This is a genomic window from Nitrospira marina (assembly GCF_059568365.1).
The window spans coordinates 2,501,226-2,527,354 of sequence record NZ_JCANTH010000001.1 but is presented as its reverse complement, the minus strand read 5'-3'; the positions used below and the strand labels follow the sequence as shown (position 1 = coordinate 2,527,354).

Sequence of the window (26,129 nt, the reverse complement as noted above, 5' to 3'; positions counted from 1 at the left end):
AAGCCGGATGGGAATTTTTCGAGAATATGATATTCGCGGGATTGTAGCCCATGATTTAGGTCCTGATGTGGTTGAGCGAATCGGCCGTGCCTATGCGACCCTGGCTAGAGCACGTGGTGTCCACAATATCGCCGTGGGCCGGGATGGCCGTTTAACTTCATCAGCACTTCGGAATCATCTCGTTGCCGGCCTGACCAGTTCAGGGGTCAATGTACTTGATCTCGGCCTGTGTGCGTCCCCCTTACTATATTTTTCTCTGTTTTCCTGTGATGTTGACGGGGGCATCATGATTACCGGCAGTCACAATGCTTCGGAATATAATGGGTTTAAGATGTGTATAGGGCGGGAAGCACTGTACGGGGCTGATATTCAAGAATTACAGGTAATTTATGAGAGCGGCGAGTTCGCATCCGGGTCAGGCACGGTGTCAACGCAAACCATCATTCCCGAATATCTCAAGTTTTTACAAGAACGTTTTTCTTCGCTGAGAGCCCAGGGACTTCGGGTTGTGATTGATTGTGGAAATGGTGCGGCGTCTCTGTTTGCCAAAGAAGCTTTGGAGCAATTGGGATGCGAGGTGACCGGATTGTATTGCGATCTAGATGGTCATTTTCCGAACCATCATCCCGACCCCACTGTACTGGATAATCTTAAGGACCTGATTAAGAAGGTCAAAGAAACCGGAGCTGATGTAGGAATCGGGTACGATGGTGATGCTGACCGGATTGGCGTCATTGATGAACAGGGCCAAATTATGTGGGGTGACCGGTTACTGCTCCTTTTTGCCCGGGATGTGCTGGATGATCATCCTGGATGTTCCATTATTTCAGAAGTGAAAGCCTCTCAGGGGTTGTATGACGATATTCAAAAACGGGGTGGACGGGGTATTATGTGGAAAACAGGACATTCCATTATCAAAGCCAAAATGAAAGAAGAAAAGGCTTTACTTGCCGGGGAGATGTCGGGACACCTGTTTTTTGCGGATCGGTACTATGGATATGATGATGCCATTTATGCTTCCTGCCGGCTTATCGAAATTCTTGTGAAACGGAAAAAGCCCTTGTCGTCGCTGTTGGCCGATATTCCTCAAACCGTGGTAACTCCTGAAATTCGAGTAGATTGTCCGGATGATCAAAAATTTTCATTAGTCGAAATTGTGAGAAACCGTTTGAAGCATGCGGCTGACACGCAAAATCCGAAGACATCAGTTTTGCCCATTCGTGACATTATCACCATTGATGGCATTCGTGTCCGTTTTGACGAAGGGTGGGGTCTGATTCGGGCATCAAATACTCAACCAGCATTAGTCCTTCGCTTTGAAGCCTCTTCCCACACTCATCTCACTCAAATTCAGGCCTATTTGGAAGGACAACTTTCTGAAGCCACCGTAGACCTCACCCCCTAACCTCTCGGCGGGTTAATCCACTTTTGTATTTCAGATCGTGTCTGTGGGCATTCTCAACCACTTCTGGTGAAGTCATCCTCGATCAGATCAGGAACACTGTGCTATCCATCAGCATGAAGGCTCGGCTTTTAATATGCCAGCCGGATGCATCCGTGAGAATATTCTTTCCCGACCGAATGCGAATTTCTCTCGAACGTGCGTTGCTCCTTTATGCGAAAAAGCATATAATGAAAATCCTCTAGTATAGTCTATGGATCATGATTGATGACTCCGCGTTTTTCCTTATCGACACATACCTTTCGTGAGCAAGCGCCTATTCCGGGAACCTCCGGGGAATTTTCCCGCATTATCATGCAAATTGCTTTAGGTGGGAAACTCATTGCCCAGGATCTTCGAAAAGCCGGATTGAGTCAATTCCTTGGTTCTACGGGGCTAATTAATGTTCAAGGCGAAGAGGTCCAAAAGTTGGACGAACGAGCCAATCAGATATTTTTGGATGTGTTTGAGCACATGGAACTGGTGAGTACGCTGGTTTCAGAGGAAATGGAAAAGCCCTACCTCATCAAGGAAGCCGATGGTCAAGGAAGGTATGCGGTCTTTTTGGATCCTTTGGATGGCTCATCTAATATTGATGTCAACGCGTCTTTAGGGTCCATTTTTTCCATTCACCGACTTTCCGTTGAGGGTTTCCCCACCTCTGAAGATGCCTTGCGAAAAAAAGGGTGCGATCAGGTGGCTGCCGGATATGTTTTGTATGGATCGAGTGTGCTTTTAGTGTATACCTGCGGCCATGGTGTGCACCAATTCACGTTGGATCAGGAGGCCGGGGAGTTTTTCCTCTCAGCCAAGAATATTCAAATTCCCAAGCAGGGGAAAATTTATAGTGTGAATGAAGGTAATTACCAAAAATGGTCTACCGGCACCCAGCAATTTCTTCACTATCTTCACGAAGTCGATGTTCAGACAGGCAGACCATACACCAGTCGTTATTCCGGGTGTTTTGTGGCTGATGTGCATCGTGTGTTGTGCAAGGGTGGTCTCTATATGTATCCGGGAGAGCAGAAAAACACTGAGGGAAAATTGAGGCTCATGTATGAAGCCGCACCCTTATCATTTTTGGTTGAACAAGCCGGTGGTATGGGGAGTACGGGTGTTGAGCCCGTCAATCAACTAATACCGAAAGCCCTTCACCAGAGAGTCCCTTTATATATTGGCAGTCAGGATGATGTGACTAAAGCTGAAGCGTTTCTGCGGTCTGAGTCACTGATCTAGGGAAGGAGAATCTCCTATGGTGTTGCGAATGATATTTCTAGGCGTTGGGGTGGTCTTAGGTATGGCCTTGGCATGGGGAGCAACCGACGGCCAAATAGGTGTTCTGCTCATGGGCGGGGGAATCGGGGCAGGGGTTGGTGCAATTATTCTGGCTGTGGAACACCGATTGAAGGCGGCGCCCTTGCCATTCGTCGTGTGTGGAGGGGGGGGATTAGTTGTTGGTCTCCTTGTGGCGGGATTAATTGCCTCGGTGACGGGATTAGTCGCACGTTCTCCTAATACCGTCTTCAACATTTTGGCCAGCTTGGCGATCTTTTTGGGAATTCCCTATTGGGGATTAATCATGGGAATACGATTTGCCACTGAAGGATGGGCCACATCAGCCAAATCAACAGGCGATACGGAGTCGGTTCGTATCAAAAAACTGCTGGATACCAGCGTCATCATTGATGGTCGGATTGCAGATTTGTGCGAAACGGGCTTTATTGAGGGAACCCTTGTCGTTCCACATTTTATTCTCCAGGAGTTACAGCATATTTCGGATTCCTCTGATGGATTAAAGCGGGCACGTGGGAGACGAGGGTTGGATATTTTGAATGTCCTTCAAAAAGTCAGCAATATTAAGGTTGATCTGGTAGAAGATGATTTTCCTCACGTGAAAGAGGTGGATACAAAGCTCATTGAACTCGCGAAGCAAATGGATGCAAAGGTGCTGACTAATGATTTTAATCTCAATAAGGTTGCCGGGATTCAAGGCGTCAGAGTGCTGAACATCAATGACTTGTGTAATGCGTTGAAACCGGTGGTTCTTCCCGGTGAGACGATCCGAGTTTTTGTTTTGAAAGAAGGGAAAGAGGCCGGGCAAGGTGTGGCCTATTTAGATGATGGCACCATGGTGGTGGTTGACCATGCCAAGCGATGGATCGGCAAAAATGCGGATGTGATTGTGACGAGTGTTCTGCAAACGAGTGCCGGCCGAATGATTTTTACCCGCCTGAAAGAAGAAACTGAACACGAGGAGTTGAGCTTTTCGCGTGTTTAATTCTGTTGTGGCGGTGGTTCCTGCCGCGGGCCTTGGTACCCGCATGGGAGGAAATACTCCCAAGCAATATCTTACTCTTGGGAATCTGCCTCTTTTAGTGCATTCACTCCAGGTTTTTCAACAACTCGAGGAGATTTCCGAAGTCATTCTCTCCGTTCCGGCATCGGACCGGGAGTATTGTTGGCGTGAAATTGTGAAACCTTTCGGTCTGGAGAAAGTCGCCAAAGTTGTGGCGGGAGGAGCGCGGCGACAAGATTCTGTCAGAAACGGACTTGCGGCCATTTCCGACCGACCTGACGGGGTTTTGGTTCATGATGGTGTCCGTCCCTTTATTGACCAACGCATGGTCAGGAATGTGATCGATTGTGCCGGAAAAACTGGGGCGGCGGTGGTGGCAATGCCGATCCATGATACGGTGAAGCGGGTTGATGCATCTGGGATCATTCAAGAGACGCTGAAGAGGGAGGAACTCTGGCAGATTCAGACGCCGCAGGTGTTCCGGTATGATTGGCTGGTTGAGGCACATCACCAGGCGCAACAACACCAATGGGACGTCACCGATGATGCGGCCCTCATCGAACGGATGGGTTACCCTGTTTCCGTTGTGGAGGGGAGTTGTTTTAATATAAAAGTGACCAAGCCGGATGATCTGATGTTTGGGGAAGCGATTTTGGGAACGATTGGAAGCCGAAGGTGAAATTTCAGGCTAGCCTTCATTCAAATGGATTTTTTTCGCTCGTCTTTGATGTGCTATGAGAGTTGGTCAAGGGTATGACATCCATCCCTTCCGTGAAGGCCGTCCCCTGATTTTGGGTGGCGTGGTCGTCCCCCATTCTCAAGGGTTGGATGGCCATTCCGATGCTGATGCCTTAACCCATGCCGTTTGCGACGCCATTTTAGGAGCCATGGGAGAAGGAGATCTCGGAACACGGTACCCAAGTAGTAATCCAGAATACAAAAATCTCTCGAGTTTGGTTATGCTAGGAAGTGTCACTCAAAGCCTTCGTGATAAAGGATTTTACTTGGTGAATCTGGATACGGTCATTTTAGCCCAGGCACCGAAATTAGCCCCGTATACGGCCTCGATGCAAGAAAGTCTTGCGCAAGTGCTGCAGGTTTCCCCTTCTCAGGTAAATGTCAAAGTCAAAAGTGGTGAGGGAATTGGAATGATCGGGCGGACGGAAGGCATTGCTACGATGGCCGTTTGTCTCATTGAATCCACCACGCCCTTATGAAATGATGCCGGCTCCTTTTCCTTGGGGTATATCCGTATGGTGGGCGTATGCGATGGGTTAAACGAATTACTGAAGATCTCCATGCAGTTTTTGAGCGCGATCCGGCGGCAACCAGTCGATGGGAAGTGTTGCTGGCCTACTCAGGTTTTCATGCGTTATTGGCTCATCGGGTGGCTCACTGGTTATGGGGGAAAAACATTCCGATTGTTCCGCGGTTAATTTCGCAACTGGCTCGGTGGCTAACCGGTATAGAAATTCATCCAGGCGCTCAGATTGGACGTGGGTTTTTCATTGACCATGGGATGGGGGTCGTGATTGGCGAAACTGCTGTTCTGGGCGACTTTGTCACTCTCTTTCAAGGCGTGACGCTGGGTGGAACCGGCAAAGAACGTGGTAAACGCCATCCAACATTGGGAAACCATGTGGTTGTTGGAGCCGGAGCAAAAGTGCTGGGGAATATTACGATCGGAGATTTTGTCAAAATTGGAGCCAATTCGGTGGTTCTTCGGTCAGTGCCTTCGAATTCAACGGTCATTGGGATACCCGGCAGGATTATTAAAACCATTGGAGATCGGGTGCCTGAAGCAACTATGGATCATGCCAATATTACAGATCCGATAGCTGAACGGTTTGATGCGATGGAACAAGAACTCATCGCCCTACGAAAACAGGTGGAACAATCTGAAAAGGAATTGTAACGGATACGAGGAAATGCTCCATATTGTTTTAGGGGGAGAGGTCTTCTAAACTACCCCAAAAAGTCTGACCGCTGGAAATAATTTGTTGAAAGGGAGGGATATTTTGTGAAGGGATCCAACGTTATCACACCACGAGTCAAAGAAATATTACGGAATTATGATGGTAATGTTCCTGGAGTTCTTGCCAATATTGCCAGGTTGTTGATGACGGGGCGGTTGGCCGGGAGCGGTCGTCTGGTGATTCTGCCGGTGGACCAGGGCTTTGAGCATGGTCCTGCAAGAAGTTTTGCCCTCAATTCTGAAGGGTATGATCCGCACTATCATTTTCAGCTGGGAATTGATGCCGGATGTAATGCTTACGCGGCTCCTCTTGGGTTTCTAGAGGCGGGGGCGGCAGAATATGCCGGTCAAATTCCACTCATACTGAAATTGAACAATAACGATTCACTGTTTGAAAGCAAGGATCCCAATTCCGCAATTACCGGGAGTGTTCACGATGCCCTTCGCTTAGGATGCTGTGCAGTGGGATATACGATTTATCCAGGGTCTGCCCATAGCCAAGAAATGTATAATCATCTGCGGGAAATTGCCCAGGAGGCCAAGTCTCACGGATTGGCGGTGGTGGTGTGGTCGTATCCACGTGGAGCAGGACTCAGCAAGGAAGGGGAAACCGGAATCGATGTCGTCGCCTACGCCGCACAAATTGCGGCCCAACTCGGAGCGCACATTATCAAAGTGAAGGTACCTTCCAACCATATTGAGCAGGCGGCGGCAAAAAAAGTGTACGAGGCCGAAAAGATTCCTATTAGCACGCCAGCGGAACGTATCCGCCATGTGGTGCAAAGTACTTTTCAGGGGCGACGCATTGTCATCTTTTCCGGCGGGGCCAAGGGGGAAGATCAGAAAATTTTCGATGAAGCCAGAGGAATACGGGACGGTGGAGGGTTTGGATCCATTATTGGGAGAAATTCCTTTCAACGGCCGAGACCGCAGGCTCTTGAATTTCTCTCGACCGTTATGAAGATCTATGCCGGAGAACTTTCATAAAAATTCCAGCAGTCGGGGTGAGAAAGCTCTCAACCATCTAGACAGGTCCAGGAAGGCGGTGGAATCAGGGATATAACCCCCGGCATTGGTGGGCTTGAGCCACTTCCTCAATTCCTGCGATCAATGCGGCGGTTCGCATTGTCAGTTTTTTCTCCTCCGCATGATAGAGTATGCGGTGAAAAGCCGCGGTGATGATGTTCCTGAGTCGGCTGTGGATATCCGATTCCTGCCACGAAAATCGTTGGGCGTCCTGTACCCATTCAAAATATGAGACGATGACTCCGCCGGCATTGGCAAGAATATCCGGGACAACAAAAATTCCTCGTTCCTGCAAAATGGCATCTGCTTCGAGAGTTGTTGGGCCGTTAGCTGCCTCGATCAGGTATTGGCATTGAAGGCGCGATGCGTTATTGACGGTGATTTGTTCAGATACGGCAGCTGGAATGAGCACATGGCAGGGTAGCAGGAGTAAATCGTCGTTCATAATCTGCTCACCAAATTGCGTGAGAGAAGGAATCGACGCTTTCTCGGTGGCCAAGTGAGAGAGAATGCCTGGAATATCCAGACCTTTTTGATTATACAACCCGCCCATCTGATCGCTGATGGCCAGTATTTTTACGCCTTCCTGATGAAGAATTCGTGCAGTATGGGATCCGACATTCCCAAACCCTTGGATAACTACGGTCGTGTCTGAAGTGGACAGACCAAAATGACGTAAAACTTCCAATGTGACATCCACCACACCACGACCCGTCGCTTCTTCTCTGCCCAGGGTGCCTCCAATTGAAAGGGGTTTGCCCGTAACAACACCACGGACGGTAAACCCCACCTGCTGACTGAAGGTATCCATTACCCATCCCATGACTTGCTGATTCGTGCCAATATCCGGGGCAGGGATATCTTTGTCCGGTCCCAATAAGGGAAAAATTTCTGCGATGTAGCGTCGAGTTATGCCTTCTAACTCAGCTGGTGAAAGAAGCGAGGGGTTGACGGCGACTCCTCCTTTGGCTCCACCAAACGGCAACCCCGCTAACGCCGTTTTCCAGGTCATCCACATTGCCAAGGCCGCGACTTCTCCAAGGCTGACATCGGGATGATAGCGAATGCCGCCTTTTGTGGGGCCGCGGGCTACATCATGATGCACTCGATAACCACGGAAGACTTGAACCTTTCCGTTATCCATCCGGACAGGGATGCTGACGCAGAGAGACCGTTGAGGGGCTTTGAGCCGATCGAGTAGGCCTGAGTCCAGATTCATATGATGGGCCGCCTGATCAAATTGGGCCACAGCCAAGCGGAATGTTGGATGGTTAAATTCTGGAGCCAAGTCAGTGTTCATACGAGCTATCCGGTGAGATGGAAAGTTGAAGTCCCGATTCTTAAGTATATCAGGAATTTCAGCGTAAGTAGTTTCTTTCCCTGGAAAAAGTTTATGCCTTCTGAGGGATAAATAGTCAGCTACCTATGGAATTAAAAAAAAAATCCTAAAAGGCTTGTGCGGTCCGTGGCCTATTGCGGGAATGCCAAACGGTCCAGATGGGCCATTCGGCAGGATTCCTGGCAGGGTTTTTTATATCTTCGTGAGGGTTTAGTAGAACACCTGAAGGAGATAAAGCCCTTGGGGAGGAGCGGTTTCTCCTGCAGCCCGTCGGTCTTTAGCCTGAAGAATATCTTGAATGGAATCCGGTGATCTTTTGTGTCGTCCGACTTCAGTCAGCGTGCCAATAATTGCCCGAACCATTTGCTTCAGGAATCGATTAGCCTGAATCTGAATGATCAGGGACATGAGATTCGAACTGAGGGAAACTTGGGACACGACGCACATGGGATCCGAAGTACTGGCATGGGGGCCTTGAAATGAGGTGAAGTCATGACAACCTATCAATCCAGACAGGGCCTGCCTCATGGCCGGGATGTCCAGGTCATAGGGTAGGTGCCAGACACGATTCCGATCGATAGCCGGGCGGGCGGGATGTCTGGAGATTCGATATTCGTACAATTTTTCTTTTGCACTATAGCGAGCATGAAACGATTCAGGAACCTCTTCACTCGACAGGACAGAAATGTCGTGCGGAAGGGCGCTATTAATTGCGAGTCTCCACTTATGAATTGGAATGGGTCTGTCAGATTGAAAGCTGACGACTTGTCCACGGGCATGAACGCCAGCGTCGGTTCGTCCAGCAGCGATGACAGAAATGTGTTGTTGGGTGATGCGTGTGAGCGCAGTTTCTAGTGCGGCTTGTATGGTCGGCTGATTGGGTTGTCGTTGCCATCCAACGTAAGCCGTGCCGTCATATTCGATTATTAGTTTAATGGTGGCCATGGTTCGAAGGGGAATGAGGATGACGAAACGGGCTTCGGCGTCATGAAAGCTATGGACGTGGAAATCATGAGATGACAGTGTGCTGATCGTTATGGGAGCGTGAGGCCAGAGGAAGCCAATTGAAGAAGGCGGGGACAGTCCCGGCTATCGGGAAGCGGTTTGTAAAGGGGTGATGTAGGATTGTAGTCCCTTAAATATGCCCTCGGCCACTCGCTTTTGATAGGTAGAACTTTGTAAAAGCTTTTCTTCCGTTGGATTGGAGATAAAGGCAATCTCCGCCAAGATGGCAGGCATGGTAGTCATCCGTAGCACAAAAAATGGAGCTGTTTTAATTCCATGATCCTTGATTTTATAAAAGTTATCCAAAAATTTCACCAGGGAATTTTTGGTTGTCCATGCTAACTCACGGGAATCATCAATTTTTTTATCATTAAGTTTATCGGCAAGGATAAATTGCCAGGGTGCAGCATTTTTTTCAAGAGGAGTGCCATTTTCCCGTGCAGCAACAGCAAGTGCTCGTGGGTCACTGGCTTCACCAAAATGATAGAATTCCAAACCTTTCACGGAACTCTGGGAATGGGAATTAATGTGAATCGAAACGAAAAGATCCGCCTTGTGCGTATTGGCGAACGCTGCCCGATCTTCCAATTCGATGAAGACATCCGTTTCCCGAGTCATGAAGACTTTCGTGGAACCTTCCTTGGCGAGCAGATCTCGCAGATGATTCGCCACATGTAAAACCACATCCTTTTCTCTCGTGCCTTTGCGTCCCAAGGCCCCAGGGTCTTTTCCTCCGTGTCCCGGATCAATCACGATCACCAGATCTTTTTTTACGACAGGCGGTGGTGGAGTTGGCGGAGGAACCACTGGAGAACCCGGTGTGCTCCTCTCCGGCGCACGGGCGAGAGATGACGCCTCAGTTATGGGATACAAGTCAAGAACGATTCGAGCAGGATTTTTGAGGACATACCATTTATAGCGTTTCCAGCCGTCAATGGGTATGGTGAGAAGAATGGATCCGGAAGAAGTGGTGGAAAGGCCCAATTGCAAAGGAAGGGAATCTGCTGTTGATTTGGTAACGGCAGGATTCGCAAATTTGGTGTTGGGAAGTTCCAATTCAAATGTTGTGGCCGTTTGGTGCTCTTGGGGCGCTGGATGGACGGAACGAGTGAGGTCTAATACCACACGGGTATAGTTTTTATGGCGATGAGCTCGAATATTGCGAATGGAGGTTGACGGGGGTGATTGTGCAATAAGATGAATCAGTGGTTGGGCTTCATCGCCGGCGAATGGTCGAGTTTCTGTTGCTCCCCCAGCCAGGGGAAGAGATCCCAACAGGAACACTATGCCGATGCAGGAATAAAGGGATATCATTCGGATGGAAGGCATAGATAGTAAACCGTTCCTCTCTTTTTTCGCAGAAGATCGCCTTCTTGTCAAGGGAAGAAGCGCTTTCGAAGCAGGTCCTATTGCGGGTAGACTCCATCATTATGGGTAAATCATGCATCGCATCGTGAAGGAACCACCGTGGCACCGAAACATTTGATCATCGACGGATATAATGTGTTGGGCGCAATGGGGCTCCCGCCCTATCGGGTTGTTGAACAGGGGGAGCATCGCCGAGAGGAGTTTATTGTGCGGGTAGGCTTGTATGGGCACAAACTCAACAATCTGATCACCTTAGTTTTTGATGCCTGGCAACAATCGGGAGCCAGTCGGCAGGTCATCCACCGAAATGGTGTGACAGTTATTTATACAGGCCAGGGTGAAAAGGCAGATGGGGTGATTCAGGATTTTATCCGGAGCCATGGGAAAGGGGCCGCAGTCGTCTCTTCGGATCTTGAAGTGATAGCGGTTGCGAAAGCTTTTGGGGCGTTTTCGATCAGGTCTCAAGAATTTGTTACACGCCTGGCTACTTCCGGTATTCAAGGATCACCGGTAAGTCGATCCCGAGGGGGACTCTCCCGAAAGGATAGTGATGAGGAGCCGGTCCGATCCAAGGAGAAGAAGGGCAATCCCCGAAAACTTCCCAAGAAGTTGCGTCAACGCAATCGGATCATGAAGAAATTTTAAATAGCTGACAGGCATTATTGGTGGTCAGTTCGGCTACTCGTGCCAATCCTGTGTCAGAGTCACCATATTTAATTTTCGCAATCTGTTCTGCCACATAGGTGACATAGGACGATTCGTTACGTTTTCCTCGAAACGGCACGGGGGTCAGATATGGGGCATCGGTTTCAATGAGCAACCGGTCATCGGGGACCGTGCGAATCACTTCATGTAACTGAGAGGCATTGCGAAAGGTGATAATTCCTGAAAATGAGAGAAGAAAGCCCAGGTCCAAAGCACGTTTGGCAAATGCCAGATCCTCTGAAAAACAATGAAAGACGCCGCCCACCTTTTCGGCATGTGCATCTTGCAGGATTGATATCGTATCCTCTTGGGCTTCACGTGTGTGAATTACCAGTGGAAGGGAGAGTGATTGCGCCAATTCAATTTGTTCACGAAATCGTTGGCGTTGTGTTTCTCGAGGAGAGTGATCGTAATGATAATCAAGCCCGATTTCGCCGAAGGCGACTACCTTTGGTTGCTGGGCCAGTCGCCTGAATTCCGCATACCAATTGGACTCAATGCGTTTTACTTCATGGGGGTGGACCCCGATGGTGGCATACACATTGGGTCGGCTTGTGGCTAATTGCACGGCTGCATGACTTGTAGAAAGATCGCATCCAATAGTGACAAACTTTTCAACACCGGCTTCCTGGGCACGTTGAAATATAGCGTCTCGATCTGGGTCATAACGGGGATCGTCCAAATGAACATGAGTATCGATCAGCATGAAAAAGGCCTTTCTTGTTAAAAAACTGTACCTTATCATATCCGTCCAATTTCTTGCAGGATATTGTGTCCGCTGAGGACAAGTACGGAATAGGTACGGGACAACGATGAGTATTGATGAATTATGGTTTGCGTCGATTAATGGGTGGGCCGGTCAGTTTGCTGGTTTGGATTGGTTCATGCTTCAAGTGTCGCAGGAAAGCAATCTGGTGATTCCTGGCATCTTGCTCGTGGGGTATTGGGGGTGGATGAAATGGGGCGAAGCCAGACTCGCGATTCCCTGTTTAGGGCTCCTTATCGGCTTGAGTGATTTCCTGGGTGGCCAGATGAAAGTCTTGATTGGTCGTCCACGGCCTTGCCAGGTTCTCGAGCACATTCATGAATTAGTCGGGTGTGGGGGGGCTTTTAGTATGCCGTCCAATCACGCGTTGAATTCAAGCACGGCTATTAGCTTTCTTGTCATGCTCTATCCCGCGTTAGGGTGGGTATTGTGGCCACTCCTTGGCCTGATTGGATTGTCCCGTGTGTTTCTGGGTGCGCATTATGTTACAGACGTGTTGGTCGGGGTTGGCCTTGGGGCGCTGTTAGGAGGTGGGGTGGGATTTTTACTCAAGACGCGGGTGTTTCGAAGGAAACCCCTTGTGAGTTAATGATGGTGCAGATGAGGAGGTATGGGTTCTGCGCCAGTTGAGCCGTTCGTCAGGTAACTGAGATTGCAATGCAGGTCCTCTTGCTCCTGGCATTCGGTTTCCAATTGAATGGTTAAGTGATGAATGCCAAATTTCGAAGAGAGTGTTGATTGAATGGGCTGGAGTAGTTGATCTTTATCGGGAACCGCCTCGGTGTCGACCAACACGTGACACGTCAACATCACAATGCGTGGTTCAACCGACCAGATATGGAGATCATGAACTTTTCTGACACCAGGAACGTTTTCAATGGTAGCCACAATATCTGATGTTTTGAGGTGAGGGGGCGTCGATTCCAATAAAATATCCAGCGACTCACGAAAGAGTGGCCAACTGCCTTTCACAATAATGATGACGATGAGCAGGCTGATTAGAGGATCTAAAATGGTGAAACCGGTCAGGACGATCCCCAACCCGGCGATGATGACGCCAAGAGACATCCAGGCATCCATCACCATATGAAGAAAAGCCCCGCGAATATTCAGGTCATCTTCGGCTCCACGACGCAATAACAGGGCGACGGCCAGATTGGCGATCAAGCTGATACCGGCGATCACCATCACCCAAAAGCCAGGTACGTCAACCGGTGAAAACATCCGGTCGAGAGCCAACACTCCAATAATTCCCCCTGTGAAAATTAACAAAAGGCTATTGAGAAACGCCGCAATGGTTCCGGCGCGGTGGTAGCCAAACGTCCGATGTTCCGTGGCGGGTTGGGTGGCCAGAATATGTGCATACAAGGCTAATAAGAGAGAGCCTTGATCGATCAAATTGTGCCCGGCATCGCCCATGAGTCCAAGACTATTGATCGCATAACCGCCGATGAATTCAGCGAGAATGATAATGCCGTTGAGGACGAGGCCCAGCTTAAGACGATACGTGAGTGGGGAGGCGTTCAACTCTGAAGGTGTCATAGGATCTACTCTCGCATGAATCTCAATTCTGGACAATGGGAAGAGGCAAGGCTTCCTTCGTCTTATCACAAACGGAATGGAGCGATCCCGGCACTTGCGAGGTTGAGAATGGTGAAGGGGGAAGTCCCCCCTCCCTTCTAGGCGGCGGGTGCGATATTTACACGTCGAAGGAGTCGGTTTTGACGGCCTGTTTGGTGGCATCCACAGCGGAGTTGACTCGAGTAGCCGCCTGTTTCATGGTTTTTTTGGCCTCTTCAGACCAGACATGCACGGCCTCTTTTGTTTGAGAAGCCATATCTGAAAATTCGTCCTGTGCGGTCTTCGCACCTCGTGCCAATCGGTCACGCACGTGAGTCCCTGCCTCAGGGGTCAGAAGTATGGCGCTACCGGCGCCCAATAGAAATCCTGCAATGAAGACAAATGTATTAACCCAACATGAGTCGCCTTGCGTCGTATGTTCATCCATCGTGAAATTCCTCCCTCGTAATGCTTTGTTTGATTGTTATGACTGGTCCTCATGAATCTTCGATGAGGCCATTGCCATGATGGCTCCTCCCAAGAGAACTCCAGAGGCAAAGATAAGACTGTAGGATAAGCCCGTTCGGAGTTCAGGCCATGTGTCCAAAACCCGTTTCCATAGTGGGACGTCTCCAGAAAAATGGACATGTCCCTCCCAGCCCAATCCTCCCTCCGGTGTGGACTGATCAGAGTATGATTCTTGGTCCGCAGCGTGTGCCGTGTTCAAATTGCTCATAGTCATGAGGCGGGCTCCAATAGGGCAAAAGGAAAATGTTGAAAAAGCATTCCTAGGGGTAATCCTACCATGCTCGGGCCATTTTGTGGAGTGACAATTTCTTGGGTCAAGAGATTACGAAACGTGTGGGTCGCGAATTCCGGAGGGAGCCGCATCGAAGTTTGTCCCCATATGGATTCGCCGAGCGGACTGATGGTCTGGTCGGGGATAAGCGTCGTTAACAGTCGTGGCAAGATGACCAAACAGGTATGTGAGTGATTTTGTCTCATGAATCCGCACACATGATGGGCCTGTTCCCCCTTGAATTCCAGGGGCAGATACGATCCTTCCAGAAACAGTTGGGGGTGGCTCTTCCGGATATGAAGCGCGGTAGTGGTCAAATACATTTTGATCAGGCCGCTTTCCGCATCCTGTAATAACGTATGGACAAGGTCGAGAGGAGCAGTGGTCTGTTGCAAGTGTTGTAATTGGGACAGCCGTTGTTGTCTGAAGAGGTAATCCACGGGTTGTCGGTTGTCTGGGTCGACCAGACTGAAATCCCAAAGCTCCGTGCCTTGATAAAAATCGGGGACACCGGGAGCAAGGATTTTAATAAGGACCTGACTTAGAGAATTATAGATGCCATATTTGGCAATCCGTTGTTGAAAGGGGATGAAATCTTGAAGAAAGACATTTGAAGACCTGAGAGAAAGAATGCGGGAAAGAAATTCCCCAACGGCGGTTTCCCAGGCTTCGTCGGGGTTTAACCAGCTGGTGTTTACTTTCGCTTCCCGTAAGGCTTTAACCATATACCCCTGCATGCGCCCCAAGAATTGAGGTTGAGCCGGTTCAGAGAGACCACCCAATGGCCAGGTGCCGAGCAGTGTCTGGTAAATCAAATATTCTTCATTCAAGCTCGGGGCCAGTTGATCATTGAGTCTTTGTTTGGCTTTTTTGTTCAGCCGATTCCATGTTCGAAGATGCTGCCGCCATTCTTTGGGAATTTCCGACAATACATTGATTCGGGCCCGGACATCCTCGCTGCGTTTCGTGTCATGGGTGGATGTGGAGGAGAGACTTGCCGGCCATTGGATGGCCCGATCCTGCATGTATTGATGAAATGTTGTAAGCGGGACCCCAAAGTGTTGCGGCTCGCCACCGACTTCATTGAGAGATGTGAGGCGGTTGTAACAATAGAAGGCGGTATCTTCAACGCCTTTCGCGGTGACCGGGCTGGTCGTTTGCTGGAATTTCATGACAAACGGGCGAATCACCTCCCAATCAAGATCCGGTGAATTCTGGGGAATTCTCAAAAGAAGATCGCGGATAAAATCGAAGACCAGGTTACTGATGGCAGGATTGCGCCGTTTAGCCCGGGCCACCGCCAGCCGAATATACGCGCGATCACGATCCAGGACGCCTTCGAGAGGATCGGGTCCAATATAGGTTCGATATACCGGGAAACAGGCAATGATTTCGCGGATCGCATGGATCAGACTATTGAGCGTAAAGTCCCGTGAGCGCCGGTTTCGCTCGGAGAGGACATTCAGCTGATGCCCTAAGGCATTGATTTCTCCTGACATGGAACTGGTCATGATGAGGTTTTTGCAGTCGTAGATCAGATCGTCATAGTGGAGCGACTGTTTGGTAAATCGGCTGTAGATCTGTTCGATCTGTCGTTGGTGGGTTTCCTGGATGAATAATTGATTGACGAGGGCAAGGTAGTCGTATCCAGTTGTGCCATGGCACAGCCAATCGGAAGTGAGACGTTCATCTGTACCCAGGATTTTTTCAACGAGAAGATAGAGGGAGCGGCCTCGGGTGTCGGCCTGCACCTCCAAGTGCTCAGCCGCCCATTGTTGCCATTGGTCCAGAAAGGCTCTTGGATTATACAGCCCGTCGACATGATCGATTCGCAGTCCATTCACGGCACCGGATGTTAATAATTCAAATATTTTTTGATGGGCCGCTTGGAAGACTTCTGGTTGCTCCATGCGAATGGCCGCCAATTGGTTAATGTCAAAAAACCGGCGATAATTTATTTCTTCAGCAGCGACCCGCCAATAGGCCAGGCGATAGGCTTGGTGACTCACCAGGCGGTCGAGGACATCGAATGTGCGGGGAGAGTTCTTCATGCCATTCAGTAAGCGAATGTTCTCCAGCAGAAAATCGCGAATAGTTGAATTGTCGGCAATCACCGTGGAGAGGCGGCGGCGGATCACCTCTTTCTCCCGGTATCGTTCGGCAACCCGCTCGGCCTCCGTCTCGGTTCTGGCCGGCAAATGGGAAAGAGCGGTGATAATGCTTTGGTATTCATGCAAGTGCGGATCAGGATTTTCCAGGCTCTGGTTGAGAGTGTCTTGCCTGAAGGTCAGAATGGTACTCCAAGTGCAGGGATCAATGGGCAGACGATTTTCATAGTAAGTGAGGAAAAATTGCCCGTCGTCATAGTGGAGGATGATTTCCTGGTTTTCAAGAACAATGCCGTATTGATCACCAAGAATGGGAAGAAGTACCTTGTTTTCTAATTCCGGTTTCACCGGTGTCCAGTCAATATCGAAAAATGTGGCGTAATGTGAAGAAGGACCATTTTCCAAGACATCCTGCCACCAAAGATTTGTCGACGCGGCTATCCCCATATGATTCGGGACGACGTCCAGTATCTGACCCATGCCATGTTGGTGGAGTGCTTGGATAAATGCCTGATAGTCGGCCTCCGTTCCAATCTCCGGATTCAATTCCGTGGGATCGACCACGTCGTATCCATGAGTGCTCCCTGGAGTGGCTTTCAGATAGGGAGAGGCGTAGCAGTCGGTAATGCCGAGTTGAGACAAATAAGGGAGAATGCGAGAGGCATCCTGGAATGTGAATGACGCGTTAAATTGAAGGCGATAGGTCGAGAGCGGAATGTGCAGAGGCAGAGGAGTCATGCTCCCTCCTTTATGTTAAAGAGGAGGGTGAGGAATGGATGGCCCGTCCGCCATATGATTGTCCACGAGGGAAGAGAGTGAGGCCGAGCTTCCCGGCTGCGGATCGTCGACTGTCTCGTCCCTGTTTGTCGCCTAGTGTGGTTCCGGACGAGATGATGTTAAATCGGTCAATGATACAACGATGGAGATGGCAATTGGAGCCAATGAGTGTCCCATCAAGAATAATCGATTCTTCAATGGTACAGCCTTCTCCGATTCTGACATTGCGTCCAATAATGGAACGTCTCACCGTACTGTCTACGACGAGGCTGCCTTGGCCGACCATGGCATCATCCATGTGGGATCGGACTAGACTGGCAACGGGTTCAACGGACGCATCGGTGAGAATAGGCCATTTGACATTTCGTAAGTCAAGGATCGGCGACTCTCCCAATATATCCATGTTCGCTTGCCAATAGGCCTCCAGGGTTCCCACATCGCGCCAGTATCCCCATTCTTCGTAAGGATGGATGCCGGGAACCACATTTTCCATAAAGTCATAAGCGAGGACCCGGTGAGATTTGATAAGCGACGGAATAATGTTCCTGCCAAAATCGTGCGTGCCAGCTTGACTGGCATCTTGTTCCAGGATTTTCACAAGAATGTCGGCGTTAAAAATATAATTTCCCATCGAACTAAACGCCATCCCGGAATTTTCTGGCATGGATTTGGGAGAGGCCGGCTTTTCCTCAAATCCGATAATTTGATGGTCGGCATTGACTTCGACAATTCCGAACCCCTTTGCCGCCTGAATCGGAACGGGAAGCGACGCGACGGTCACATCCGCTTCCTGGTCAAGGTGAAATTGGATCATCTGCCGCACATCCATCCGGTAAATATGATCGGCTCCGAAGACGGCCACCAATCCTGGCGCAAAATCCTGGATAAGATTAATATTTTGATAGACGGCATCCGCTGTCCCCTCATACCATTTGCCGCGTCCCTTCATCTGAGGAGGGACGACCGTAATAAAGTTTTGTCGGTTGGTGCCACCAAAGCGCCAGGCCCTTCGCAGGTGTTCAATCAGGGATTGTGAACGGTATTGCACCAACACGTACATGGACTGAATGCCGGAATTAATAAAATTGCTGAGGACAAAATCGACAATACGATAGGTGCCGGCAAACGGCACAGACGGCTTACTTCGTTGTTCCGTTAACGGCATGAGCCGTTCCCCTTTGCCACCGGCCATGATCATGGCAAGGATTTTTTGTGGCGTCCGTTCAATGATTTTTTTGCGGCGAGGTCCGGAAGAGCTTTTCATACCGATTTAGGTGTTGGACGGAGGATTGGTGAACTGGGCGATGGATTGTTCCAGTGTCGTAATTGTTTTTTGTTGCTTGGCGATCAGGCGGATTTTTTTTATATAGATGGGCAATGCAGCTAGTACGGTTAGGCCGACACCTAATGCCAAAGCTGAGAGCAACATCAGGGCCCGGGACCCTTGAAAGGTCCAGGCGAAAAAGTTCAGAATAATGGGTTCGGAGTTTTGTATTGAAAAAGCAACCGCAAAGAACAACAGAAGCAGCAAGGCTAACAGTGCAGAATACATAGTCCCTTTTGTTATGTTAGGATGGTGTTAATTAACACAGAAAGGAGTCATTGGCAATGCCAACGCTCTCAAATCGTTTTCAACGTCTGGTTTCTGCCACTGAATGGGATCCTTTTTCCGTGTTGGGTCCCCATCGCGGGGAATCGACGGATTCTTCTGGTGTTTGCATCAGGGCTTTTCTGCCTGACGCTGCCGAAGTTGCGGTGCTTCCCGGCCGAAATGGCAACACCCCTATTCCTATGAAGCTCGTGCATCCTGCTGGAGTTTTTGAAGCTCGATGGGAGGGGCATTCTTTGGGGACGGATTACCAATTTCGCATTGTCGATCGGCAGGGAAAATCCAGTCAACGTCACGACCCCTATGCGTTTCTTCCGCGTATTTCAGATTTTGATTTACATTTGTTCGGTGAGGGCAAGCTATATAGAGGCTATGAACAGCTTGGGGCGCAAGTTTGCACCCATCAGGATGTTCCGGGGGTCAACTTTGCTGTGTGGGCACCCAATGCCAAACGAGTCAGCGTGGTCGGAGACTTCAATGAATGGGATGGGCGTCGGCATCCGATGAGAAGTCGTGGAGGTGGTGGCATTTGGGAGTTATTCATTCCTGATATGAATGATGGTGCGGTGTATAAATTCGAAATTCTACCGCAAAATGGGGATGCCCCGTTTTTGAAAGCCGACCCGTACGCTTCCTCTGCTGAATTACGACCCAAAACGGCCTCTGTTGTTCGTGATCTTTCGGGATATGTATGGCGGGACAATGAGTGGATGGGATCCAGGCGCAATTGGGATCCCCTCGCTCACCCTTGGTCAATCTATGAGGTGCACTTGGGATCCTGGAGACGTGTCCCAGAGGAAGGGTCTCGATGGCTGACCTACTCAGAATTATCCGAAACCCTCATTCCCTATGTGAAGGACATGGGGTTTACCCACATTGAGCTGATGCCGGTGACGGAACATCCCTTTGACGGGTCTTGGGGGTATCAGGCCACCGGGTATTTTGCACCCACAAGCCGGTTTGGCACTCCTGCCGAGTTTATGGCTTTTGTGGACGCCTGTCATCAGGCCGGAATCGGGGTCCTGATGGATTGGGCTCCTGCGCACTTTCCGGAAGACCCCCATGGCTTGGCCTGGTTTGATGGGACAAATTTGTATGACCATTCGGACCCGCGGCTCGGATTTCATCCGGAATGGAATAGCCGAATTTTTAATTACGGTCGGACCGAAGTCAAAAACTTTCTGATCAATAGCGCACTCAGCTGGTTTGACCGGTACCACATTGATGGCCTTCGGGTAGATGCCGTGGCATCGATGCTCTATCTCGATTATGCCCGAAAATCCGGCGAATGGATTCCCAATAAATTCGGAGGCAGAGAGAATCTTGAAGCAGTGGAATTTTTGAAAGAGCTCAATACCGTGGCTCATCAGGAACATCCCGGCATTGTGATGATTGCCGAAGAATCCACGGCATGGCCTGGGGTCTCCAAGCCGACTTATGTCGGAGGGTTGGGATTTACGTTTAAATGGAATATGGGGTGGATGCACGATACCCTGGATTATTTTAGTCTGGATCCTATTTATCGGAGGTTTCATCAACATAATGTGACCTTTGGATTAGTCTATGCCTTTACCGAAAACTTTGTCCTCCCGCTTTCTCATGATGAAGTGGTCCATGGCAAGAAATCGCTCCTGGATAAAATGCCCGGGGACGAATGGCAGCGATTTGCCAATTTGCGGGCCTTGTATGGACACATGTGGGGGCATCCTGGAAAGAAAATGCTCTTTATGGGATGCGAGATCGGCCAATGGTGGGAATGGAACCATGATGATAGCCTTCAATGGCATCTACTTGAGTATGATCGGCATCAGGGTCTCCAGCGTTATGTCGCTGATCTCAATCGATTATATGCTTCACAAGCCGCGCTCCATCAGGTTGACTATGATTGGACGGGGTTTCAGTGGATCGATCTTCATGACAGTGATCATTCGACGCTCACGTATTTCAGGCGCGCAAAAGATCCTTCCGATATTGTAGTCTGTGCCCTGAACCTCACCCCTGTGCCTCGGGAAACATATCGAATGGGTGTGCCCACCGCCGGATATTATCGAGAGCTTTTGAACAGTGACTCTGAGGCGTACGGTGGAAGTAATATGGGGAATGCTGGAGGTGTACAGGCCGAAGACATGCCTTGGCATGGCCAGCCGTTTTCTGTAGTGATTACCCTTCCGCCTTTAGCCGCAGTCTTTTTTAAGCCTGTTTAGGCTTTTAAGATCTCTGTGAAATGGCTGTTCTTCCTCTTCCTTTTCGATTAGGTTGGGATGGTGAGCCAACAACGACATTTTATCATCCCGGACAGAGAGGGAGCGATCCTTATCCGTATGCTCGCCCTCATGATCTTCACCTGAACCTAGTCAGATTTCAGAAAAACCCAGGCCGGATAGGGTGGAAGCTTGAGAGAAACCTGCTCCACATTCTGAACGGATAGGTTGGAGGGAGCCAGGAGTTCTTCCCGATCGCCAGCGGCGAAGGTTCCACTATCCAGGCGGGATTCCCAATTCCCTTTTGGAAGCTTGACTAACGCTAAGGAGGCCTTGTGGTGATACCCCAGGAGGACCAGTGCCTCGGGGCCCTGTTTAGCACGGCGATGAATGATCAGCAATTGACTTTTCGCATGTGACCCAATCTGGATTCTGTGGCCTTTCGCTCCGGTGCCCAATGCGGGAATAGATTTGCGCAGGTGAATCAACGCCTGGCACCACTGCGCGTGGGCGTGTTGTTGGGGATTGGTCTCAAGACACGGATGAATGGTAGAACGATCGAAGGTTTCTTGAGCATAGGGATCAGGAATGTCCGTCCATCCAAACGCGGCAAATTCCCTGGCCCTCCCCTGTCGGACGGCTTCAATTAACGCAGGATCCCCATGGTCGATGAAATACAAAAAAGGAGCGGTTTCGCCGTATTCTTCTCCCATATATAAAAGAGGAAGATATGGTGAGAGCAGCACGGTAGCATTGGCGACTTTAAGGGCTTCAAAACTCACCAAGCTACTGAGTCGGTCTCCCTGTGCGCGATTGCCGATTTGATCATGATTTTGGGCGCATACCACAAGTTGTGTTGGTGAGCAGGATTTAAAGGAATTGCCATGTTTCCGTCGCCGATGTGGAGAATATTGTCCTGAATAGACCACGCCTTCCCGTATGGCCTTACCCAGGTCTTTGAGTTGTCCAAAGTCTTCGTAGTAGCCCTTACGCTCATTTGTGAGCAGCGCATGCAGGGCATGATGAAAGTCATCGCTCCATTGCCCGTCCAACCCATATCCCCCTCGTGAGGGAGGCGAAATGATGCGGACATCATTTAGATCGCTTTCGGCAATGACCTGAACCTGGCGCCCGAGCCGTTTTCCCTCCGTATGAACGGCTTCCCCGATGTCCTGAAGAAGATGCTTGGCGCTGAAATCGAAAATGCCGTGAATCGCATCTAGGCGTAACGCATCAATGTGATATTCATGAATCCAATAGACCGCATTGCTGATCATAAAATGTCTGACAGCATCACTATCGGGTCCATCGTAGTTGAGGGCGCTCCCCCATGGGGTTTTATAGGTGTCGGTAAAGTATGGACCAAAATCACCAAGGTAATTTCCTTCCGGACCCAGGTGGTTGTAGACCACGTCCATAATCACCGCGAGACCGGCTGCATGACAGGCATTGACCAATCGCTTGAGGCCATCGGGTCCACCATAGTTGTGTTGCGGAGCAAAGAGAAAGGTTCCATCGTATCCCCAGTTTCTGGACCCAGGACATTGCGCCACCGGCAAGAGTTCAATGGCAGTGATGCCAATCTGGTCACGCAAATATGGCAGACGGCTGATGATGGCATCAAAGGTTCCGTCCTGTGTGAAGGTGCCGGTATGGAGCTCATAGATGATGTATTGATCGAGGGGCAGGCCACGCCAAGCTGTATCCGTCCAGGAAAATGCCAGAGGATTGATAATTTCCGAGGGACCGTGAACGCCGTCCGGTTGTGATCGGGAAGCCGGATCAGGGCGTTCAATGGCGTGATTTAATACATATTGATAGCGGGTGCCTGGAGAAAGGTCTTGCACGGTGCCTTTCCAATATCCCAAGGATTCCTGGCTAAGGGGGGTCGCTTCCCCGGTACTTCCTGTGATTTTGACGGCCACCGACTGGGCATTGGGTGCCCACACCCGAAACTCCACGGATGAGGAGTCGATATATGAGGCGCCCAGGTCTAATTGCCATCCTACTGCCTCTAATTTTTCCAAACGTGGTGCCTCCCTGATGGTATTTTCCGATTAGATTGTTGGCTGATGAGGGATGGGATATGAATGAAAGTTTAACAAAAAAGCCGACGAGCTGTATATCGAACGGCAGATGCGTCTGATGAGGTTTGCCCCATTTTGAGATATGCTGTATTATCGTCCCCCGCTATTCTCGATATTCGAAACCCCACATCCAGGAGACCAGAATTTTATGAGAATTTGGCCAGGTCGATCATACCCGCTCGGTGCCACATGGGACGGGCAGGGAGTCAATTTTGCACTGTTTTCCGAAAATGCAACGGGTGTGGATCTTTGTCTGTTTGATAATGAGATTCAGGAACAGGAAACCCACCGGATTCCTATAGAGGAACGAACTGATCAAGTCTGGCATGTATATTTACCTGAGGTGCGTCCCGGCCAACTCTATGGATATCGGGTGCATGGGCCCTATGATCCCGGGGCTGGGCACCGGTTTAATCCTGCCAAGCTTCTTATCGATCCCTATGCGAAATCCTTGACGGGTGTTGTGCGATGGTCCGATTCCATGTTTGGTTACCGTCTTGGCGATCCGGCAGGTGACCTGTCATTCGATGATCGGAACAATGCGGCAAACATTCCTAAAGGGGTGGTCGTCGACCAGGCTTTTAGCTGGGGAGGAGACCAACGTCTGAATATTCCCTGGGAGCAGACGGTCATCTATGAAGCCCACGTCAAGGGAATGACGATGCGGCATCCGGATGTTCCTGAAGCCCTGAGGGGAACCTATGCAGGCTTAGCGTCTCCGGCGATTCTTGAGTATTTGCAATCGCTGGGAATTACCGCTGTGGAATTGTTGCCGGTTCACCATTTTGTGAATGATCTCTATCTGAAAGAGAAGGGCCTCACGAATTATTGGGGGTACAACTCCATCGGATATTTTGCACCTGACATCCGGTATTCGGCCTTCCCCGGTGGAGGAGAAAAGGTCGATGAGTTCAAATCCATGGTCAGAAAACTTCATAGTTCCGGCATCGAAGTCATTCTTGATGTGGTCTATAACCATACCGGAGAAGGGAACCACTTCGGGCCGACGTTATCATTCCGGGGGATTGATAACGCCTCCTATTATCGAGTGTCACCGGACAATCCACGCTATTACATGGATTACACCGGCTGTGGAAATACGTTGAATGTCCGACATCCACGGACCTTGCAGTTGATCATGGACAGTTTGCGGTATTGGGTAAATGATATGCATGTGGATGGTTTCCGGTTTGACCTGGCATCCGCGCTGGCACGGGAATTACATGATGTGGATCGACTCAGCGCCTTTTTTGACATCATTCACCAGGATCCGGTGTTGTCACAGGTGAAGCTGATCGCCGAACCCTGGGATCTGGGAGAAGGCGGCTATCAGGTGGGAAATTTTCCTCCTGGCTGGGCCGAGTGGAATGGGAAATACCGCGATTCCATTCGCCGGTATTGGAAGGGAGATGGTGGGTTGCTTGGGGAAATCGCCAATCGTTGGTCCGGGAGCAGCGATCTCTACGGAGAGAGTGGACGACAACCCTATGCCAGTATCAATTTTGTGACCGCTCATGACGGATTTACCCTCCAGGATTTGGTGTCGTATGACCACAAGCATAATGAAGACAATCAGGAAGGAAATCGGGATGGAACCGATGATAATGATAGTTGGAATTGTGGTGTGGAAGGCCCGACGGAGGATCCCGCGATTCAGGAGTTGCGTGACCGCCAGGTCCGGAATTTTTTCGCAACCTTATTGTTATCCCAGGGAGTACCGATGATCTGTGGCGGGGATGAATTAGGTCGTACGCAACAAGGGAATAATAACGCCTATTGTCAGGATAACGAGTTGAGTTGGGTGAATTGGAACCTGACGCGATCCCAACTCGGATTGCTGGACTTCGTGAAGATGCTCATTGACATAAAAAAAACCCATCCGGTGTTTCAACGGCGAAGGTTTTTTCAAGGGCGCCGGATAGAAGATTCGGAAGTGAAGGATGTGGCCTGGTTCGGATCGCATGGAAAAGAAATGTCCCATGAAGATTGGCAGATGGGGCATCGAACCTTGGGAATACGGTTGGCCGGGGATGCCATCGTAGAGAAAGATAGTCAAGGGCGACCGATTGTGGATGAGACGTTTTTAGTATTGATAAACGCCCATCATGAGGATGTGGAATTCATACTTCCTGCTCATACCAAGTCGGTGCGGTGGGAGTTGGAATTTGACACCGCTGTACCGGTTGACAAGAAGAATCCCAAGCATTCGAAATTATTGAAGGGAGGCCAACCCTATCATTTAATTTCTCGAGGGCTGGCCTTGTTCCGAACCCCGAAATCGTGACGAATCACGTCATGGCTACCTAACCTTTGGCCCTATGTAACGGTTGTCCACAGTAACGAATCACCAACTGGCCAAGGGCACGATGCGACATAGGCCTTGAGGAGAACACGGCACATCTGGCCTCAGTCCGCTAGACGACAAATTTCTTGCTGCGCTCAACCATGCCGGTGACCGCTTCTTTGGCATCTTCTGCAAATTCTCCGGCCCGTTCGCTGGCGTCTTCCATCATATTTTTTAACTGGCGACGGGTCCGGGATCCCGACTGGGGAGCCATTAACAGACCAAGTCCGGTTCCGAGAACCACTCCGACCATAAGGGAAACTCCAGCGAGCAAAACATATCGAGTGTCGTTATCCATGTGAGATGCCCTCCATTCGTGTGAAGTCAGTGAGTAATAGTGTTCAGCAATCAAAATTCCACTTGTCTACAATGGTGGCGGAGGCTGTTGCAAGAGTATCTCACGCTCGGCTTGAAGCCAATCTTCCCAATCACTGCCATGCTGGCCTCCGCGACCGTGATGAATTTCATAAGCGCGTTGGGCAATACGTTCTCGCAATTCTTCGGAAAGGGCCATTGAGGGACCGGGATAGGAGACTTCGGGCTCCTTGTGAATGGCCTGAGAACCCGGGCGTTTAGTCGTAGGTGAACCCCCAGATTTGCTGCTGGGTTTTTTTGCCGTCTTGGCTACAGGTGTCGTTTTTTTTGTGGTGGACGGTTTTTTCTTCGGTTTTTCATCTGGTGTTTTAGGAGGCATGTTTCCTTTCTCAGCTCCTCTGCTTGTCT

The 26,129-nt window shown here is 49.9% G+C and carries 23 protein-coding genes; 11 read left to right on the top strand and 12 right to left on the bottom strand.

Annotation, left to right across the window (positions count from 1 at the left end; translation table 11 throughout):
* Positions 1-7 precede the first annotated feature (7 nt).
* From LX98_RS10495 to LX98_RS10465, 7 genes are all read left to right on the top strand, one after another.
* Complete coding sequence (locus tag LX98_RS10495) at positions 8-1,405, top strand: phosphomannomutase/phosphoglucomutase (protein ID WP_496428848.1); 1,398 nt, start codon at positions 8-10, stop codon at positions 1,403-1,405.
* A 264-nt stretch (positions 1,406-1,669) separates the two neighbouring features.
* The gene (gene fbp, locus LX98_RS10490) at positions 1,670-2,677 is read left to right on the top strand and encodes a class 1 fructose-bisphosphatase (protein ID WP_496428847.1); all 1,008 of its coding nucleotides are present in this window, start codon (positions 1,670-1,672) and stop codon (positions 2,675-2,677) included.
* A gap of 16 nt (positions 2,678-2,693) precedes the next feature.
* Positions 2,694-3,719 carry a TRAM domain-containing protein gene (locus tag LX98_RS10485; protein ID WP_496428846.1) on the top strand — a complete coding sequence of 342 codons (1,026 nt, stop codon included), beginning with the start codon at positions 2,694-2,696 and terminating at the stop codon, positions 3,717-3,719.
* Positions 3,712-4,416: a 2-C-methyl-D-erythritol 4-phosphate cytidylyltransferase gene (gene ispD / locus LX98_RS10480; protein ID WP_496428845.1), complete on the top strand. Its 705-nt coding sequence runs from the start codon at positions 3,712-3,714 to the stop codon at positions 4,414-4,416. The genes LX98_RS10485 and ispD overlap by 8 nt, the downstream gene beginning before the upstream one ends.
* Positions 4,417-4,471: 55 nt before the next feature.
* Complete coding sequence (gene ispF, locus LX98_RS10475; protein WP_496428844.1) at positions 4,472-4,954, top strand: 2-C-methyl-D-erythritol 2,4-cyclodiphosphate synthase; 483 nt, start codon at positions 4,472-4,474, stop codon at positions 4,952-4,954.
* 47 nt (positions 4,955-5,001) lie between these two features.
* Positions 5,002-5,652 (top strand): serine O-acetyltransferase, encoded by a 651-nt coding sequence (gene cysE / locus LX98_RS10470; RefSeq protein WP_496428843.1) that lies wholly within the window; start codon positions 5,002-5,004, stop codon positions 5,650-5,652.
* A gap of 123 nt (positions 5,653-5,775) precedes the next feature.
* Positions 5,776-6,699, top strand: a complete 924-nt coding sequence (locus tag LX98_RS10465; RefSeq protein WP_496430591.1) for a class I fructose-bisphosphate aldolase — start codon at positions 5,776-5,778, stop codon at positions 6,697-6,699.
* A 64-nt stretch (positions 6,700-6,763) separates the two neighbouring features.
* On the opposite strand, the gene LX98_RS10460 is transcribed toward LX98_RS10465, so the two are convergent.
* The 3 genes from LX98_RS10460 to LX98_RS10450 form a co-directional block, all read right to left on the bottom strand.
* Positions 6,764-8,038: a Glu/Leu/Phe/Val dehydrogenase dimerization domain-containing protein gene (locus LX98_RS10460; RefSeq protein WP_496428842.1), complete on the bottom strand. Its 1,275-nt coding sequence runs from the start codon at positions 8,036-8,038 to the stop codon at positions 6,764-6,766.
* Positions 8,039-8,287: 249 nt separating this feature from the next.
* On the bottom strand, positions 8,288-9,022 hold the full coding sequence (gene truA, locus LX98_RS10455) for a tRNA pseudouridine(38-40) synthase TruA (RefSeq protein WP_496428841.1): 735 nt from the start codon (positions 9,020-9,022) through the stop codon (positions 8,288-8,290).
* Between the two features lie 144 nt (positions 9,023-9,166).
* Positions 9,167-10,411, bottom strand: a complete 1,245-nt coding sequence (locus LX98_RS10450; protein WP_496428840.1) for an N-acetylmuramoyl-L-alanine amidase — start codon at positions 10,409-10,411, stop codon at positions 9,167-9,169.
* Between the two features lie 138 nt (positions 10,412-10,549).
* Between LX98_RS10450 and LX98_RS10445 the strand changes: the two genes are divergently transcribed.
* Positions 10,550-11,095 (top strand): NYN domain-containing protein, encoded by a 546-nt coding sequence (locus LX98_RS10445; protein WP_496428839.1) that lies wholly within the window; start codon positions 10,550-10,552, stop codon positions 11,093-11,095.
* On the opposite strand, the gene LX98_RS10440 is transcribed toward LX98_RS10445, so the two are convergent.
* Positions 11,079-11,861, bottom strand: a complete 783-nt coding sequence (locus LX98_RS10440; RefSeq protein WP_496428838.1) for a TatD family hydrolase — start codon at positions 11,859-11,861, stop codon at positions 11,079-11,081. The genes LX98_RS10445 and LX98_RS10440 overlap by 17 nt on opposite strands.
* A 106-nt stretch (positions 11,862-11,967) precedes the next feature.
* Between LX98_RS10440 and LX98_RS10435 the strand changes: the two genes are divergently transcribed.
* On the top strand, positions 11,968-12,510 hold the full coding sequence (locus LX98_RS10435) for a phosphatase PAP2 family protein (protein ID WP_496428837.1): 543 nt from the start codon (positions 11,968-11,970) through the stop codon (positions 12,508-12,510).
* On the opposite strand, the gene LX98_RS10430 is transcribed toward LX98_RS10435, so the two are convergent.
* The 5 genes from LX98_RS10430 to LX98_RS10410 all read right to left on the bottom strand — a co-directional run bounded on the left by LX98_RS10430 (position 12,507) and on the right by LX98_RS10410 (position 18,717).
* A complete protein-coding gene (locus tag LX98_RS10430; protein WP_496428836.1) occupies positions 12,507-13,463 on the bottom strand; it encodes a cation diffusion facilitator family transporter in 957 nt (318 codons plus the stop codon). The two genes, LX98_RS10435 and LX98_RS10430, sit on opposite strands and share 4 nt — an antisense overlap.
* A 157-nt stretch (positions 13,464-13,620) precedes the next feature.
* The gene (locus tag LX98_RS10425) at positions 13,621-13,929 is read right to left on the bottom strand and encodes a YtxH domain-containing protein (RefSeq protein WP_496428835.1); all 309 of its coding nucleotides are present in this window, start codon (positions 13,927-13,929) and stop codon (positions 13,621-13,623) included.
* Between the two features lie 290 nt (positions 13,930-14,219).
* Positions 14,220-17,126, bottom strand: a complete 2,907-nt coding sequence (treY, locus tag LX98_RS10420) for a malto-oligosyltrehalose synthase (RefSeq protein ID WP_496428834.1) — start codon at positions 17,124-17,126, stop codon at positions 14,220-14,222.
* 10 nt (positions 17,127-17,136) lie between these two features.
* Positions 17,137-18,429 carry a glucose-1-phosphate adenylyltransferase gene (gene glgC, locus LX98_RS10415; RefSeq protein ID WP_496428833.1) on the bottom strand — a complete coding sequence of 431 codons (1,293 nt, stop codon included), beginning with the start codon at positions 18,427-18,429 and terminating at the stop codon, positions 17,137-17,139.
* Positions 18,430-18,435: 6 nt separating this feature from the next.
* Positions 18,436-18,717, bottom strand: a complete 282-nt coding sequence (locus LX98_RS10410; RefSeq protein WP_496428832.1) for a lipopolysaccharide assembly protein LapA domain-containing protein — start codon at positions 18,715-18,717, stop codon at positions 18,436-18,438.
* A 56-nt stretch (positions 18,718-18,773) separates the two neighbouring features.
* On the opposite strand from LX98_RS10410, the gene glgB reads away from it, so the two are divergent.
* On the top strand, positions 18,774-20,978 hold the full coding sequence (gene glgB / locus LX98_RS10405) for a 1,4-alpha-glucan branching protein GlgB (RefSeq protein ID WP_496428831.1): 2,205 nt from the start codon (positions 18,774-18,776) through the stop codon (positions 20,976-20,978).
* A gap of 146 nt (positions 20,979-21,124) precedes the next feature.
* Here the strand turns inward: glgB and treZ are convergent, their stop codons facing one another.
* On the bottom strand, positions 21,125-23,002 hold the full coding sequence (gene treZ / locus LX98_RS10400; protein WP_496428830.1) for a malto-oligosyltrehalose trehalohydrolase: 1,878 nt from the start codon (positions 23,000-23,002) through the stop codon (positions 21,125-21,127).
* A 208-nt stretch (positions 23,003-23,210) separates the two neighbouring features.
* On the opposite strand from treZ, the gene glgX reads away from it, so the two are divergent.
* A complete protein-coding gene (gene glgX / locus LX98_RS10395; RefSeq protein WP_496428829.1) occupies positions 23,211-25,346 on the top strand; it encodes a glycogen debranching protein GlgX in 2,136 nt (711 codons plus the stop codon).
* Between the two features lie 130 nt (positions 25,347-25,476).
* Here the strand turns inward: glgX and LX98_RS10390 are convergent, their stop codons facing one another.
* Complete coding sequence (locus LX98_RS10390) at positions 25,477-25,704, bottom strand: YtxH domain-containing protein (RefSeq protein ID WP_312747012.1); 228 nt, start codon at positions 25,702-25,704, stop codon at positions 25,477-25,479.
* A gap of 66 nt (positions 25,705-25,770) precedes the next feature.
* Complete coding sequence (locus tag LX98_RS10385; protein ID WP_496428828.1) at positions 25,771-26,100, bottom strand: DUF2934 domain-containing protein; 330 nt, start codon at positions 26,098-26,100, stop codon at positions 25,771-25,773.
* Positions 26,101-26,129: the final 29 nt, after the last annotated feature.